This window comes from Sphingomonas sp. GW822-FHT03G08, assembly GCF_058801135.1.
The window spans coordinates 2,876,357-2,891,565 of sequence record NZ_JBXAMZ010000001.1; the positions used below are offsets into that span (position 1 = coordinate 2,876,357).

Annotated in this window: 10 protein-coding genes; 6 read left to right on the plus strand and 4 right to left on the minus strand. The window is 68.0% G+C overall.

All coding sequences use genetic code 11. The features are described from left to right. Positions 1–26 precede the first annotated feature (26 nt). Both AC1RJ5_RS13280 and pbpC read left to right on the plus strand, forming a co-directional pair. On the plus strand, positions 27–5,789 hold the full coding sequence (locus AC1RJ5_RS13280; protein WP_493113739.1) for an alpha-2-macroglobulin family protein: 5,763 nt from the start codon (positions 27–29) through the stop codon (positions 5,787–5,789). Between the two features lie 164 nt (positions 5,790–5,953). Continuing rightward, the gene (gene pbpC, locus AC1RJ5_RS13285) at positions 5,954–8,038 is read left to right on the plus strand and encodes a penicillin-binding protein 1C (RefSeq protein WP_493114695.1); all 2,085 of its coding nucleotides are present in this window, start codon (positions 5,954–5,956) and stop codon (positions 8,036–8,038) included. Between the two features lie 145 nt (positions 8,039–8,183). Here the strand turns inward: pbpC and AC1RJ5_RS13290 are convergent, their stop codons facing one another. Together AC1RJ5_RS13290 and AC1RJ5_RS13295 are read right to left on the minus strand one after the other, a co-directional pair. Beyond that, positions 8,184–8,705: an RcnB family protein gene (locus AC1RJ5_RS13290; RefSeq protein ID WP_493113741.1), complete on the minus strand. Its 522-nt coding sequence runs from the start codon at positions 8,703–8,705 to the stop codon at positions 8,184–8,186. 124 nt (positions 8,706–8,829) lie between these two features. Beyond that, on the minus strand, positions 8,830–9,309 hold the full coding sequence (locus AC1RJ5_RS13295) for an outer membrane protein assembly factor BamE (RefSeq protein ID WP_269573468.1): 480 nt from the start codon (positions 9,307–9,309) through the stop codon (positions 8,830–8,832). Between the two features lie 140 nt (positions 9,310–9,449). On the opposite strand from AC1RJ5_RS13295, the gene AC1RJ5_RS13300 reads away from it, so the two are divergent. Together AC1RJ5_RS13300 and AC1RJ5_RS13305 are read left to right on the plus strand one after the other, a co-directional pair. Then, entirely contained in the window at positions 9,450–9,959 is a 510-nt protein-coding gene (locus AC1RJ5_RS13300) for a ubiquinol-cytochrome C chaperone family protein (RefSeq protein ID WP_342249689.1), read from the plus strand. Then, positions 9,956–10,507 (plus strand): YceD family protein, encoded by a 552-nt coding sequence (locus tag AC1RJ5_RS13305; protein WP_342249690.1) that lies wholly within the window; start codon positions 9,956–9,958, stop codon positions 10,505–10,507. The genes AC1RJ5_RS13300 and AC1RJ5_RS13305 overlap by 4 nt, the downstream gene beginning before the upstream one ends. A gap of 130 nt (positions 10,508–10,637) precedes the next feature. On the opposite strand, the gene AC1RJ5_RS13310 is transcribed toward AC1RJ5_RS13305, so the two are convergent. Further along, the gene (locus tag AC1RJ5_RS13310; protein ID WP_269573465.1) at positions 10,638–11,117 is read right to left on the minus strand and encodes a hypothetical protein; all 480 of its coding nucleotides are present in this window, start codon (positions 11,115–11,117) and stop codon (positions 10,638–10,640) included. 107 nt (positions 11,118–11,224) lie between these two features. Between AC1RJ5_RS13310 and AC1RJ5_RS13315 the strand changes: the two genes are divergently transcribed. After that, entirely contained in the window at positions 11,225–11,980 is a 756-nt protein-coding gene (locus AC1RJ5_RS13315) for a CPBP family glutamic-type intramembrane protease (RefSeq protein WP_342249691.1), read from the plus strand. A gap of 59 nt (positions 11,981–12,039) precedes the next feature. Here AC1RJ5_RS13315 and AC1RJ5_RS13320 read toward each other — a convergent pair whose 3' ends face one another. Continuing rightward, a complete protein-coding gene (locus tag AC1RJ5_RS13320; protein WP_269573463.1) occupies positions 12,040–12,675 on the minus strand; it encodes a TetR/AcrR family transcriptional regulator in 636 nt (211 codons plus the stop codon). A 136-nt stretch (positions 12,676–12,811) separates the two neighbouring features. On the opposite strand from AC1RJ5_RS13320, the gene AC1RJ5_RS13325 reads away from it, so the two are divergent. Next, positions 12,812–15,163 carry a TonB-dependent receptor gene (locus AC1RJ5_RS13325; protein ID WP_269573462.1) on the plus strand — a complete coding sequence of 784 codons (2,352 nt, stop codon included), beginning with the start codon at positions 12,812–12,814 and terminating at the stop codon, positions 15,161–15,163. The last annotated feature ends 46 nt before the right edge of the window (positions 15,164–15,209 follow it).

A 15,209-nucleotide genomic window follows, 5' to 3' on the forward strand; every position in this document is an offset into this window, starting at 1 on the left:
GCCCGCTGCCTGAGGGGGAAGTCATCATGAAGCTTGTTGCCCGGCTTGGCGTATTGGCTCTGGTGCTGGCACCGATCGGCGCAGTCACCGCATTCGGCGACAATGGCCCCCAGGTGGAAATGGCGACGCCCGGCGTCGGCGACGGCGCGATCGAGCGCTTCACCGCCCGGTTCAACGTTCCCATGGTACCGCTGGGCGACCCCCGCGCCGAATCCCCCTTCAAGGTCGAATGCCCGGTCGGCGGCCAGGGCCGCTGGGTCGACCAGCAGACCTTCGTCCATGAATTCGCCTCGCCGCTCCCCGGCGGCGTCACCTGCAAGTTCGTGCTGCGCGACGGGATCAAGAGCCTGTCGGGCTACAACCTGCAGGGCCAGAAGGAATTCACCGTCGATTCGGGCGGCCCGATCGCCCGCGCGGTGCTGCCAAACCGCTATGGCAGCGAGATCGAGGAGGACCAGGTGTTCGTCGTGGCGGCGAACCTGGCGCCCGATCGCGCCTCGGTCGGCGCCAATGCCTATTGCTCGGTGGACGGGCTGGGCGAGAAGATCCCGGTCGATGTCCTCCCCGCCGATGTCGCGCCCAAGCTGCTTGCAGATCTCGGCACCGATCGCTGGGAAGTGCAGAGCTTCCTGAGCGAGGCCGGCCTGCCCCAGTCGCTCCCCGCCAAGGCGGAGGACCGGGCCAAGTCGCTCGCCAGCGTCGTCGCGGTGAAATGCCGCCGCCCGCTGCCCGCCGGGCGCGACATGGCGCTGGTCTGGGGCAAGGACATCAAGAGCGCCTCGGGCCGCACCGCCGGCACCGACCAGCGCTTCGACTTCTCGGTACGCAAGGAATTCAGCGCCCGCTTCGAATGCTCGCGCGTAAATCCCACTGCCGGCTGCAGCCCCGTGCAGGACGCCTGGGTGCGCTTCTCCGCGCCGATCCCCAAGGCGCAGGCGGAAGCGATCCGCATCAAGACCGCCGACGGCAAGGAACTCGCGCCGATCTTCGGCGATGACGACAAGAACAAGGCGGCGGTCGCCGACCTCAAGTTCAAGGCGCCGCTGCCGGCCGAGACCACCGCCAAGGTCGTCTTCCCCGCCAACATCACCGACGAGAGCGGCCGCAAGCTCGCCAATGCCGAGCGCTTCCCGCTCGACGTCAAGTTCGACGCGCCGCCGCCGCTGGTGAAGTTCGCCGGCAATTTCGGCATCCTCGAAGCGAAGGAAGGCGGCGTCCTTCCGGTCAGCGTCCGCAATGTCGAGCCCGATCTCCAGGGCAGCCAGATGGCGGTCAACGGCCAGAGCCTCAAGGTCGAGGGCGGCGACGGCGAGATCGCCAAGTGGTTCCGCGCGCTCGCCGATGCGGCCGAGGACAAGTCGGACGAGATCAAGCGCGGCGACGAGACGATCCGGATCAACCAGACCGGCGCCAAGCCACTGCTCACCCCCGCGGTCGGCAAGCCGCTCAAGATCGGTTTGCCTGGCAAGGGGAAGGAATTCGAGGTTGTCGGCATCCCGCTCGGCAAACCGGGCTTCTACATCGTCGAACTGGCCAGTCCGCGGCTCGGCGAGGCACTGCTCGGCCGCAAGGCGCCGCGTTACGTCGCCGCCGGCGCCCTCGTCACCAACATGAGCGTCCATTTCAAATGGGGCCGCGACCAGTCGCTGGTCTGGGTCACCGCGCTCGACAGCGGCAAGGGCGTCGGCGATGCCGAGGTGCGCGTCACCGACAGCTGCACCGGCCAGCTGCTCGCCAAGGGCAAGACCGATGCCTCGGGCCGCCTCGGCGTCCCCGCCGGCCTGCCCGAGCCCGAGACCTATTCGAGCTGCGAAAACGGCAATTCGAGCCCGCTGATGATCTCGGCGCGCAAGGCCGACGACTTCAGCTTCACGCTCACCCAGTGGGGCGACGGCATCCGGCCGTACGACTTCGACCTCAACTATGGCTGGTCGGCGCCGGAGGAGAAGTTCCACACCGTGTTCGACCGCTCGCTCGTCCGCCAGGGCGAGACGGTGCACATGAAGCACATCGTGCGCACCCCGGTGGCGGCGGGCTTCACCGCTTCGCCGGCGTTCAGCGGCACGCTGCGCCTGAGCCATCGCGGCTCGGACACCCAGTATGACCTGCCGCTCAGCATCGACCAGAATGGCGTCGGCGAGACCGAATGGACCGCGCCGCAGGGCGCCAAGATGGGCGATTACGACCTGACCGTCCTGACCAAGGACGGCGAGGGCAAGGAGCGGACGATCTGGACCGGCCAGTCGTTCAAGGTCGACGAATACAAGCTGCCGACGATGAAGGCATCGGTCGCCGGGCCCAAGGACGCCGCGGTACGCCCCTCGGCGCTGCCGCTCGACCTGTTCGTCGGCTATCTCTCCGGCGGCGGCGCGGCCAGCCTGCCGGTCGAGACGCGGATCGGCTATTTCGCCGACTTCAAGACCCCCGACGGCTATGACGGCTACACCTTCGGCGGCCGGGCGATGACCGAAGGCACCAAGCCGATGAACGGCGAGGGCGAGGACGAGCAGGTCCAGCTGCCGCCGACCCAGACCCTGCCCGCCACGCTCGGCGCCGACGGCACCAGCCGGATCAATGCCGAAGTGCCCCAGTCGCTCGAGCAGAACACGACGATGCTGGTCGAGATGGACTATCAGGATGCCAACGGCCAGGTGCTGACCTCGTCGCGGCGTATCCCGATCTTCACGTCGGCGGTGCAGCTCGGCGTCAAGAGCGACGGCTGGCTGATGAAGCAGGACGACCTGCGCCTGCGCTTCGTCGCGCTCGACACTGCGGGCAAGCCGCTCGCCAACCAGGCGATCTCGGTCGAGCTCTACAGCCGCGAGATCCTGACCGCGCGGCGCCGGTTGATCGGCGGCTTCTACGCCTATGACAACCAGATGAAGACGACCAAGCTGGGCGCCACCTGCTCGGCGACCACGGATGCGCAGGGCCTGGCGAGCTGCCAGCTGAACCCGGGTGTGTCGGGCGAAGTCTATGCCGTCGCCACCACCAAGGATGCCAATGGCAATGTCGCCCGCGCGACCAAGTCGGTGTGGCTGGTCGGCGATGACGACTGGTGGTTCGGCGGCGACAATGGCGACCGCATGGACGTCATCCCCGAGAAGCAGGAATACAAGGCGGGCGAGACCGCCAAGTTCCAGGTGCGCATGCCGTTCCGCGACGCGACCGCGCTGGTCACGGTGGAGCGCGAGGGCGTGCTCTCCAGCTTCGTCGTCGGGCTGACCGGCAAGGATCCGGTGATCGAAGTGCCGATGCCGGGCGACTATGCGCCGGACGTGTTCGTATCGGTGATGGCGGTGCGCGGACGCGTGTCCGGCTGGCAGAACTGGCGATCGAACATGGCGCGCGAATGGGGCGCGCCCTGGTCGAAGGACGGCGGCGAGCCGACCGCGACCGTGGACCTCGCCAAGCCCGCCTATCGCCTGGGCATCGCCAAGGTGAAGGTCGGCTGGGAAGGCCATAAGCTCGACGTGGCGGTGAAGGCCGACAAGCCGAGCTATGCCGCGCGCGACGTGGCCCAGGTCGATGTCACGGTGAAGAGCCCCGACGGCAAGCCTGCCGCCTCGGCCGATGTCGCCTTCGTCGCGGTGGACGAGGCGCTGCTCCAGCTCTCGCCGAATGACAGCTGGGACGTGCTGACCGCGATGATGGGCGACAGGCCCATCTCGGTGCTGACCTCGACCGCGCAGACCCAGGTGGTCGGCAAGCGCCACTATGGCAAGAAGGCGGTGGAAGCCGGCGGCGGTGGCGGCGGCGGGGACCTTTCGGGCCTCAACCGCGAGAATTTCCAGCCGGTCCTGCTCTGGAAGGGCAAGGTCGCGCTCGACGCCAATGGCCATGCCCGGGTGCCGGTGACGCTCAACGACGCGCTGACCTCGTTCAAGCTGGTTGCGGTCGCCACCTCGGGCCCGCAGCTGTTCGGCACCGGCAGCGCGAGCATCCGCTCGTCGCAGGACCTGACCATCTATGCCGGCGTGCCGCAGCTGGTGCGCACCGGCGACCAGTTCGGCGCGATGTTCACGCTGCGCAACGGCTCGAGCAAGCCGATGAAGGTGACCGCGACGGTGGCGCTGAGCCCGGCCTATGCGACCGGCAAGCCGCTGACCGTCGAGATCCCGGCGGGCGGCGCCGCGCCGGTGGTATGGAACCTCACCGCGCCGCCCAAGGACGGCAAGCTGAGCTGGACGGTCACGGCGAAGACCACCGACGGCAAGTCGAGCGACCGGATCACCGTCGCCCAGCAGGTGGCACCGGCGGTGCCGGTCGAGACCTGGGCGGCGACGCTCGGCCGGGTCGGCACCGGCACCCAGTTCGTCATCGCTCCGCCGGCGGGCGCGCTGCCCGGCTTCGGCGCGGTCGAAGTGAGCCTGACCGACAGCCTCGCCCCGCCGCTCTCCGGCGTGCGCGAATATATGTCCGACTACCCGTATAACTGCCTCGAGCAGCGCACCTCGCGGGCAATCGCGCTGGGCGACACGGGCATGTGGAACCTGATCGCCAGCGACATGCCGGCCTATCAGGACGGCGACGGGCTGCTGCGCTACTGGCCGGGCGACTGGCCCGGCTCGGAAGCGCTGACCGCCTATATCCTTTCGGCCAGCGGCGAGGCGGGCCTGCCGCTGCCCGAAGGCCCCAAGGCCAAGATGCTCGAGGCGATGAAGGCCGTGCTCGACGGGCGGCTTCGTCATGAGGATTATGGCGATGTCCGCCTGCAGCGCGTCGCCGCCTTCACCGCGCTGGCGCGGCAGGGCGCGGCGACCTCGGCGATGCTCGGCCAGATCGGCATGGCCCCGGCCGAGATGCCGACTTCGACGCTCTCCGACTATGCGATGGCGCTCGGCAAGGTGCAGGGCCTGGCCAATGGCCAGCAGCTCCGCGTCACTGCCGAGCAGGAACTGCGCAAGCGCCTGGTCTATGAGGGCACCCGCGTCGATATCTCCGACAAGGGCCATATGGCCTGGTGGCTGATGTCGTCGGACGACGAAGCGGCGATCAAGGCACTGCTCGCCACGCTCGGCCGCCCCGGCTGGGAGAATGACTCGGCCAAGCTGATGGTCGGCATCGCATCGCGCCAGCAGCGCGGGCACTGGGACACCACCACCGCCAATGCCTGGGGCACGATCCTGGCGCGGCGCTTCATGGGGATGTACCCGGCCGAGGCGGTCGCGGGCGTCACCACGGCGAGCTTCTCGAGCTTCAGCCCGGTGAGCCTCAGCTGGCCGCTGGCCGAGCCGCAGCGCCAGTTCAGCTTCCCGCTGCCTGCCGCAACCACCCCGCTGGTGATGAACCAGGCGGGCGGCTCGGGCCCCTGGGCGTTCGTCCGGGTGAAGGCGGCCGTGCCGCTCACCCAGCCGCTGATGGCCGGCTACAAGGCGACCAAGAAGGTCGAGGCGGTCAAGCAGGCCGTCCCCGGCAGCTGGTCGCGCGGCGACGTGGTCAAGGTGACGATCAGCGTCGAGGCTTCGGCCGAGCGCAACTGGGTGGTGGTCAACGATCCGATCCCGGCGGGCGCGACGATCGTCGGCAATCTCGGCGGCCAGTCCGAGATGCTCGCCAAGGACGCCGGCACCAGCGAAGGCGTCTCGCCCAGCTATATCGAGCGCGGCAATGACAGCTGGCGCGCCTTTTACGGCTGGGTGCCGCGCGGCAGCTTCACCGTGTCCTACGTGATGCGGCTGGATGCGGCGGGCAGGTTCAACCTGCCCTCCACCCGGATCGAGGCGATGTATTCGCCCGAGATCCGCGCGCAGCTGCCCAATGCCGTGATGACCGTGGCGCAGCGGTGACGGCGAAGGAGGCTTTCGACCACCTCCTCGCCTTCGCCCGCCGCTGGACGAAGCGCATCGATGATGCGCCCGAGGCGCTGCATGCCTGGGCGGGCCGCGAGCGGGCGGCGTGGAAGGAAAGCGGGTGGCGCGGAATCGTCACGCCGCCTCGCGTCACCGGCACGCTGCTAACGCTGCTGCTGGCCGGCTCGGCCGGCTTCTGGTGGGTGACGCGCCCGCCCGCGCTGCCCGATTACGGTGCCGTCCGCGCCGGCTGGCATCCGTCCGAGGCCTGGCTCTACGATCGGCACGGCGTGCTGATCGATTCGAGCCGCATCGATTTTCAGGCCCGGCGTCTCGCCTGGACCCGGCTCAACGACATATCCCCGGTGGCCCGCGACATCCTTGTCGCCGCCGAGGACCGGCGCTTCCGCGAGCATGGCGGCGTCGACTGGATGGCGCTGAGCGGCGCGGCGCGCGACCGGATCGAAGGCAAGCGCGGACGCGGCGCCTCGACCTTGTCGATGCAGGTCGCCGCCTATCTCGCGCCGGATCTCGCCGCGCCCGGCAGCCGCGGGATGCGCGAGAAATTGCGCCAGATGCGCGCGGCGTGGTCCCTCGAATCGCGCTGGACCAAGGACCAGATCCTCGAGGCCTATCTCAACCTGGCCGGGTTCCGCGGCGAGGCGCAGGGGATCGGCGCCGCCGCGCTCGGCCTGTTCGGCAAGACCCCGGCGACGCTCACCCGCGACGACGCGCTGCTGCTCGCGGCGCTGCTGCCCAATCCGCAGGCCAGCCCAAGCGAAGTCGCCCGGCGTGCCTGTGCGCTCAGCCGCGACCAGGATTGCACGCGCTTCGCCGGTGCGGCCGCCTCGATGCTCGGCCCGGCGCGCAGCCTCGCGCTCGATCCCGGGCTCGCCCCGCATCTCTCCGCCGCCTTGCTGACCAAGCCGGGCGCCAGGATCACCACCACGCTCGATGCCCGCATCCAGCGCGTCGCGATCACGGCGCTCAAGCGCCAGCTCCAGGGGCTGGGCGGCAGCCGTGCCCGCGACGGCGCGGTGGTGGTGGTGGACAATCAGAGCGGCGAGGTGCTGGCCTATGTCGGTGGGATCGGCGGCGAGAGCACCGCGCCCGCGGTGGACGGCGCCTCTTCCTATCGCCAGGCCGGATCGACGCTGAAGCCGTTCCTCTACGCGATGGGCATCGAGAAGGGCTATCTCACCGCCGCCTCGATCCTCGACGATTCGCCGGTCCAGCTCGACACCGCCTCGGGCCTCTATGTCCCGCAGAATTACGACAAGGCGTTCAAGGGCCCTGTCTCCGCGCGCATCGCGCTGGCTGGGTCGCTCAACGTGCCGGCGGTGCGCACGCTGCTGCTCACTGGCGTCGACGCGTTTCGCGACCGGCTATGGGACACCGGCTATCGCGGGCTGGTCGAGGACGGTCAGTACTATGGCTATTCGCTGGCGCTCGGCTCGGCCGAAGTGACGCTGATGGAGCAGGTCGCCGCCTATCGCAGCCTCGCGCTCGAAGGCCGGTGGAGTCCGCTGCGGCTGACGCTGGACGCGAAGACCGACGCGCTTCGCCGCACCACCAGCCCCCAGGCCGCCTGGATCGTCGCGGACATGCTGGCCGACCCCAATGCGCGGGCCGGCACCTTCGGCGTCGATTCGGCGCTGCGCCTGCCCTTCTGGGCCGCGGTGAAGACCGGCACATCGAAGGCGATGCGCGACAATTGGTGCGTCGGCTTCACCGATCGCTTCACCGTGGGCGTGTGGGTCGGCAATCTCGAGGGCGATCCGATGCGCGCGGTATCGGGCACCAGCGGCGCGGCGCCGGTGTGGCGCGACGTGATGCTGGCGCTCAACGAAGCGAATCCCGGCAAGGCGCCGCCGCGTCCTGAGGGCGTGGAGGAACGCCAGATCCGCTTCGCCGCCGGCATGGAGCAGCCGCGCCGCGAGTATTTCCTGAAAGGGACGGGCATGGACCGCATCGCCTATGCCCCCGCCGAATCGCGACGGCCGCGCATCACCAATCCGGTGGCGGGCAGCGTCTATGCGCTCGATCCCGATATCCCGGTGGACAATCAGCGGCTGGCGATTTCGGTATCCGGCCAGGCGCTTGGCCACCGGCTGATCCTCGACAAGCGCGACCTGGGCACTGCCGATTCGAGGCCCCTGATCCTGGCGCCGCCGGGCAAGCATCGCCTCGCGCTGGTCGACCTCGACGGCAAGGTGATCGACCAGGTGCTGTTCACCATAAGATAGCGCGAAAACGGGTGAACGGTTCGGGACCGAAACGCTGGTTTGTGCGTTTCACCCGGCGGTCCCAACCCCTTTCGGGGCCGTGTCTACGGGCACCGGCCGCGCGGCCTGAAAGGGCAGCGCGGCCGAAGCCTTTGATCTGGCGCGATTACCAGTAGAAGCTCGGGATCGTGCGGATCACAATGCCGCGACGGGTGTCGATCAACAGCACGTCGTTATAGTGGCGCACCCAGCTCTGGTAGCGGCCGGCGCGCGGCAGGTGATAGCGCCACGGATCGGCGATCACATAGCGCGGGCCGTAATAGCTCGGCCCGATCCGGCCGCCGACGCGGAACGAAGTGTAGCGGAACGGCGCGTTCCAGTTGCCGCGGCCATAGAGCGCGCGGTTGCGGTCGCGGTTGAAGCGCCAGTCGTCGTGGCCCCAGGCGCGGTCACGGTCGCGCAGGTCCTCGCGATATTCGCGGTGCGCATCGCGCACGTCGCGGCGCTCGTCCCGGATGTCGCGGCGATCACCGCGGCGCTGGGCGTCGCGCAGCTCGCGCTCCTCGTGGCGGATGTCCTGGCGGTCGCGGCGCAGCTCCTGGCGCGACTGGGCGCTGGCCGCGCTCGGGATCGCCACTGCGGGCAGCGCGACGGCGGCGAGCAGCAGGGCGGTTGTGAACTTCTTCATGTCTTCCTCCAAACCACTGTCCGGACTTGTCTTCCGGTAGAGCGCCTGTTTGGAGCAGCCACGCTGAACGGCCCGGGAACGGGGCCGTCAGCGAAATGAAAGGCTGGAAAAGCCCGCCCGGAGACTAGGGGCCGTTGCCGCCGCCGCCGCCCGGACCGCCGGTGCCCGGCGCGCCGACCGTGCCGATATTGCCGAACAGATCCTCGAAGAAGCCGCGCTTGTGGCCCAGCGTCGGGGTGGTCTTGCCGTACGGATCGACCGAGGCGATCAGCTCCTTGCCCATGCGATCGACCGCCGCGACATTGCCCTTCGCATCGAAGGTGATGCGCAGCGTCGTCTGGTCCTTGGCCTTGAGCGACTGGTAGCCGAGGTTCGCGCTCTGGCGGGAGATGTAATACCACTCGCCTTCGTTGAACTGGCTGGTGAAGGTCGGACGGCCGAGCGTCTGGAGCACCGATTCGCGCGTGTCGATGCCGGGCTGCACCGAATCGACCAGTTCCTTGTCGATGATATAGCCCTGGTGCGTGCGCACGGGCACGCAGGCGGTGGTGCCAAGCGCGGCTGCCAGCAGGGCGGCGCCAAGCGCACGGGCGGGAATCGGCATTCTGGTCTCCAGGCAAACGCGTACCGGCGCCCGATGCACTTGGTTGCATCGCGGGCCGTTCGCCTCAATATGCGGCAAAATGCGGCCAAACAAGGTCGCGACCCCATATTGCCAGAACCATAGCAGGACCGAACCGGCACATGCGCTTGCTCAAGCGGCTTTTCCAGGCGCCCGACCGCGGCACCGCCCCCCTTCTCTACGCCGCGATCGTCGCGCGCGGCCGCCAGCCCCATTGGTATGAGGCGGGCGCGGTGCCCGACACGATCGACGGCCGGTTCGACATGATCGCCGCGGTGATGAGCCTCGTCCTCCTGCGCCTCGAGCAGGACGAGGCGGCGGTGCCGTTCAGCACCCATCTCACCGAAGTGTTCATCGACGACATGGACGGGCAACTCCGCCAGATCGGCATCGGCGACATCGTCGTCGGCAAGCATGTCGGCAAGATGATGGGTATGCTCGGCGGGCGCCTGGGCGCCTATCGGACCGCGCTGGCGGACGACACGCTGGGCGACGCGCTGGTGCGCAACCTCTATCGCGGCGAGGCGCCCGGGCCGCAGGCGCTCGCCCATGTCGAGAACGAGCTCCGCGCGCTGCATGCGAAGCTGGGCGACACCCCGATCGCGACCTTGCTCGCCGGAGACCTCGCATGATCCAGAGCGAATTCAACCGCCCCCAGCGGCTCGACACGATCGGCGCCGGCGAGAGCCAGGTCCAGGTGCAGGCCGAGCCGAACGAGCGGATCGCGCTGGCCGAGCGGTTCGGCCTCAAGTCGATCGACAGCCTGGCCGCCGACTATCGCATCCGCCGCGACGCGCAGGGCATCATCGCCACCGGCCACCTTTCGGCCAGGGTCGTCCAGGCCTGCGTGATCACCGACGAGCCAGTACCCGCGAAGATCGAGGAGGATTTCGCGATCCGCTTCCTCCCCGAGAGCGACGGCGATGCCGGCGAGGAAGAAATGGAGCTGAGCGAGGACGAGTGCGACATCGTCTTCTATTCGGGCGGCGCGATCGACCTGGGCGAGGCTGCGGCGGAAACGCTGGCGCTGGCACTCGATCCCTATCCGCGCAGCGCCAGCGCCGAGGGGGCGCTGCGCGACGCCGGGGTTATCAGCGAGGAAGAGGCAAAGCGCCTGGCCGAGGAAAGCGGCCCATTCGGCGGGCTTGCCGGGCTACGGGACAAGCTGGGCAAGGGCTGATGCGCGTCGCTATTTGATACGCTGCAGTTCCCCGGCGAAGGCCGGGGCCCAGGGTTTCCGTGCCGTATCGCTCGTGACTATGGACCCCGGCTTTCGCCGGGGAACAGCCAGGAACTCGCAGGCGATATAGTCAGGCGTGCCCCACCACATGCAGATGCGGCGCGCGGCTGTTTACCCACACCTCTTCGCGCGCCACCGGCGACCAGGGCAGCCAGCGGAACCAGGTGTAGATCGTCCGCCACACCGCATCCTCGCCATTCCCTTCGGCGCGCTGGAGCAATGTCTTGTAGGGGCGCGCCGCGCGCGGCCAGTAGAACAGGTGCAGGCGGATCTCCCCCTCGACCAGCCCGTCGAACGTCTCGATGAACTTGGTCTCCGCGTCGGCATCGGCGTCGAGATGGAATTCGGCGGTGAACAGATCGCTGCGGATCATCAGCAGGTCGCGCGACCAGACCAGCTTGAGCGCGATGCGCAGCCCATATTGGACGGGCAGCTCGAGCGCGAGATAGTCCGGGCCGGCATCGGCGCCGCGCATGCGCAGCGCATGCCGTTCGGCCAGCACCGTGAACAGCGCCCGTGCCCGCGCAACATGCCAGTCGCTGAAATCCATGCCCCCTAGATGCGGTACCGATGGCCGCACCGCAATGGTACGCGCCTTGCGTTATCGTATTAGCCGAGCAATACACCGTGCCTAAACCGCGATCCGGGGAAAACATCTTGGGAAAATCCGCCCGCCTGCCCTTCAGCGTCCTGCTGGTGGTAGCGATACTGGTCCTGTCGCAGCAGGTGCGCGATCTCGCCAGGGCGATCGGCCACCCGATCCCGGCGCTCAAGATCCCCTATGGCGGCGCGATCCTCGACAATGGGCTCGCCGTGCTGATCGTGCTGGTCGCGGGCCTGCTGATGCTGCGCGGAGCCGGACTGTTCGACCGGATGGGCCTGCGGTCGAACGGCTGGCGCGGACCGGTCCTGGTCGCGGTGGCGACGATCCCCGCCTGGGTGGGGCTCTTCATGCTCGGCGGGCTGTCGCATGACTGGCGCTGGCTCGATCTGGCGATGCTCGCCCTCGCCTTCCCGCTGGCCGAGGAGATCGTGTTCCGCGGCTTCGGCTTCCTCTTCACCCACCGCGCGCTCGGCTGGCCGCTATGGCTCGCGGTCGGCGCGCAGGCGCTGCTGTTCGGCCTGGTCCATTGGTGGGGCATGGGCGGACCGGCGGGTGGCGACATGGCACTGCAGGTGCTGACGATCACCGGCATCGGCGGCGTGGTGATGGCATTGCTCGACCGGCTCGACGGCAACACGATCTGGAGCGGGCTGCTGCTCCATGTCTCGCTCAACGCGGCGTGGAACGTCTTCAAGGTGCCCGACGAAGCGATGTTCGGCTGGACCGGCAATGCGCTGCGCATCGGCGCCGCGGTGCTCGCGCTGCTGCTGGTCTGGGGTTTTGGCTCGACGACACGCGGGCGGCGCTAGATTTCTTGCCGTCATCCCCGCGCAGGCGGGGATGACAGGAATAACCGGCCGGATCCGCCCTACGCCCCAGTCCCGATCCCGCGCGCCAGCATCTGCGCGACGATATCGGCGATCGCCTCGGGATCCACGTCCTCCTGCCACACGCTGTAGCGCAGGCCGAGGAACACGTTCATCCCCATGATCGCCCAGGCATGGACCTCGTTGACGTCCTCGCGCACCTCGCCGCGCGCCGCCGCCGCCTGGAGCCGCTTGGCGATGCGCTCGGCCGTGCTCGCATAATGGAGCCGGAAGCTCTCGGGATCGACGAACTCGGCTTCGTCGATGATCCGATAGATCTCCTTGTGCGCCCGGGCGAAGCGGATGAAGGCGAGCAGCGCCGCCTGCTCCGCCGCGATCTGGCCGCCGGTCGCGCCCTTGATCGCCGGGGCGACATGCTCGCGCACCTGGTCGCTCATGTCGCGCACCAGTGCGCGGAACACGTCGTCCTTCGAATCGAAATAGGTGTAGAAGCTGCCCAGCGCGACGCCGGCCCGCCTTGTGATCCCGCTGATCGAGCCTTCGTGGAATCCCTTGGCGCCGAACTCCTCCGCCGCCGCATCCAGGATCAGGCGCAAGGTGCGCCGCCCGCGCGCGGTGCGCGGTTCCTTGCCGGCGCTCGCTTCGCTGCCGCCGATTCCCGGTGCTGTGGCGCTCATGCCACGCCCCTCCGCCATTCTGGTTCCTCTTCCCATTTATCCAAGTTGAAACCCGGTTCAGGTTTCAGTATAGCCTCGGACGACCACGTGCAACCCGCGTTGAATGACGGGTTAGACTGATGGGGAGGAAGTCTGGATGTCACGCCTGAATTGTGCCCGTTCGATTCTGTTCGCGGGCGCTGCGCTCGCCGCACTCACCACCAATTCCGCCTTCGCGCAGGAAGCTGCCGCGCCGGCCGCGCCCGAGGCGCAGGATAGCGCACTCGACAATACCGGCGAAATCGTCGTCACGGCCCGCCGCCGCGAGGAGAAGCTGCTCGACGTGCCGACCGCGGTCACCGCGCTCACCTCGGCCCAGCTCGACCAGGCCGGTGCGGTGGATCTCACCGATCTCCAGATCGCGTCGCCGAACACCACGCTGAAGGATGCGCGCGGCACCAACTCGACGCTTGCCGCCTTCATCCGCGGCGTCGGCCAGCAGGATCCGGTCCCGGGCTTCGAGGCCGGCATCGGCATCTATCTCGACGACGTCTATCTCAACCGCCCCCAGGCATCGGTGCTCGACATCTATGACGTGGAGCGGATCGAAGTGCTGCGCGGCCCGCAGGGCACGCTCTATGGTCGCAACACGATCGGCGGCGCTGTGAAATATGTCACCAAGAAGCTCGACGATCGCCCGACGGTGTCGGTGCGCGGCAATTACGGCTCGTACAACCAGGCCGATGTTATCGTCAGCGCATCGACCCCGATCGGCTCGATGTTCAAGATCGGTTTCTCCGGCGCCCGCCTCACCCGCGATGGCTTCGGAGAGAACCGCAATCTCCATATCGAGAACTACAACAAGAATGTCTGGGCCGCGCGCGGCACGCTCGAGTTCGAGACGCCGGACAGCCGCATGTCGATCCGCATCACCGGCGACTATACCCATGACAAGTCGAACGCGCGCAACGGCCACCGCCTGTTCGCCGGCCTGCTCACCGGCTCGCCGGTGCTGTCCAATGTCTATGACACCAATGCGGGCCTCGCGAACCCGAAGAACGATGTCGAGGCCGGCGGCATCTCGATGACGATCAACGCCGATGTGAGCGACCACATCACGCTGCGCAGCATCAGCGCGTACCGCGAGGACACCTCCTGGACGCCGATCGACTTCGATTCGACCCCGTCGGTCGATGTCGACGTGCCCGCCTATTACAAGAACAACCAGACCAGCCAGGAATTCCAGGCGCTGATCCATGGCGATAAGCTCAACGGCATTGTCGGCTTCTACTATCTGGGCGCCAAGGCGACGACGGGCTTCGGCGTGCTGCTGTCGACCACGCTGCCGGGCTTCAACGCCTATACCGCCGGTGATGTGCGCACCGAGACCAGCTCGATCTATGGCGACTTCACCTTCGACTTCACCCCGCAGCTTAGCCTGACGCTCGGCGGCCGCTACACCTGGGATCAGCGCAAGAGCTATGTCTTCAAGGCGAGCTATCTCGGCCTGACCCCGGATTTCGGCGGCACCCCGGTGCCCGTGGGTGCGCCTTCCACCGATTTCCGCGGCACCGCCAATTTCAAGCGCTTCACCCCGCGCGCGACGCTCAGCTTCAAGCCGAGCGCGGACCACATGGTCTATGCCTCCTATTCGGAAGGCTTCAAGGGCGGCGGCTTCGATCCGCGCGGCTCGGGCACCTCGGCACCGATCAGCAATCCGTCGGCCGGGCGCACCTATCTCGACATCTACAACTATCTCTCCTTCGATCCGGAAACGGTGAAGAGCTATGAAGTGGGTTGGAAGGGCGCGGCGTTCGATCGTCGCCTGAACTGGTCGCTCGCCGGCTTCTATTCGGACTATTCCAACGTCCAGATCCCGGGCTCGGTCGGCTGCCTGATCAACAACGTCCAGAGCTTCTGCGGCATCACCACCAACGCGGCGAAGGCCGACATCAAGGGCATCGAGCTCGAGACCAACGCCGTGCTGGCGCGCGGCTTTGCCGGCCCGGGCTCGAGCTTCTTCTTCAACGGCGCGCTCGGCTATATCGACGCCAAGTACAAGCGCTTCATCGGCCCGACCGGCGTCGATGTCTCGGCGGTCCGCGTCTTCCAGAACACGCCGGACTGGACGCTGGCCGGCACGCTCGGCGCCACGCTGCCGGTGGCGAGCGGCGATCTCTCGGCGACCACCACCGTGTCCTATCGCGGCCTGACCCACCAGTTCGAGACGGCCAGCCCGTTCCTCGACCAGCCGGGCTACACGCTGCTCGACGCGCACCTCGTCTACACCTTCGGCGACGGGCGCTACTCGATCGGCATCCACGGCAAGAACCTGACCAATGTCCACTACAAGACCGCCGGCTATCAGTATATCAGCAGCCGGATCGACGGCACGCCGATCCTGACCCCGGCGGGCGGCTACACGCCGACCCTGGGCAAGGAAGGCGTCGCCACGGCCTTCTACGGCAATCCGCGCCAGATCTTCGGGTCGTTCAGCCTCAAATTCTGAGTATGGTGCACTGCACCTAAATTACCGAGCCGGGCGTCCCTTGACG

Coding starts and splice junctions, on each gene's coding strand:
- AC1RJ5_RS13280 (WP_493113739.1), top strand. CDS start 27: ATGAAGCTTGTTGCCCGGCTTGGCGTATTGGCTCTGGTGCTGGCACCG.
- AC1RJ5_RS13290 (WP_493113741.1), bottom strand. CDS start 8,705: ATGAAGAAGTTCACAACCGCCCTGCTGCTCGCCGCCGTCGCGCTGCCC.
- AC1RJ5_RS13295 (WP_269573468.1), bottom strand. CDS start 9,309: ATGCCGATTCCCGCCCGTGCGCTTGGCGCCGCCCTGCTGGCAGCCGCG.
- AC1RJ5_RS13300 (WP_342249689.1), top strand. CDS start 9,450: ATGCGCTTGCTCAAGCGGCTTTTCCAGGCGCCCGACCGCGGCACCGCC.
- AC1RJ5_RS13305 (WP_342249690.1), top strand. CDS start 9,956: ATGATCCAGAGCGAATTCAACCGCCCCCAGCGGCTCGACACGATCGGC.
- AC1RJ5_RS13310 (WP_269573465.1), bottom strand. CDS start 11,117: ATGGATTTCAGCGACTGGCATGTTGCGCGGGCACGGGCGCTGTTCACG.
- AC1RJ5_RS13320 (WP_269573463.1), bottom strand. CDS start 12,675: ATGAGCGCCACAGCACCGGGAATCGGCGGCAGCGAAGCGAGCGCCGGC.
- AC1RJ5_RS13325 (WP_269573462.1), top strand. CDS start 12,812: ATGTCACGCCTGAATTGTGCCCGTTCGATTCTGTTCGCGGGCGCTGCG.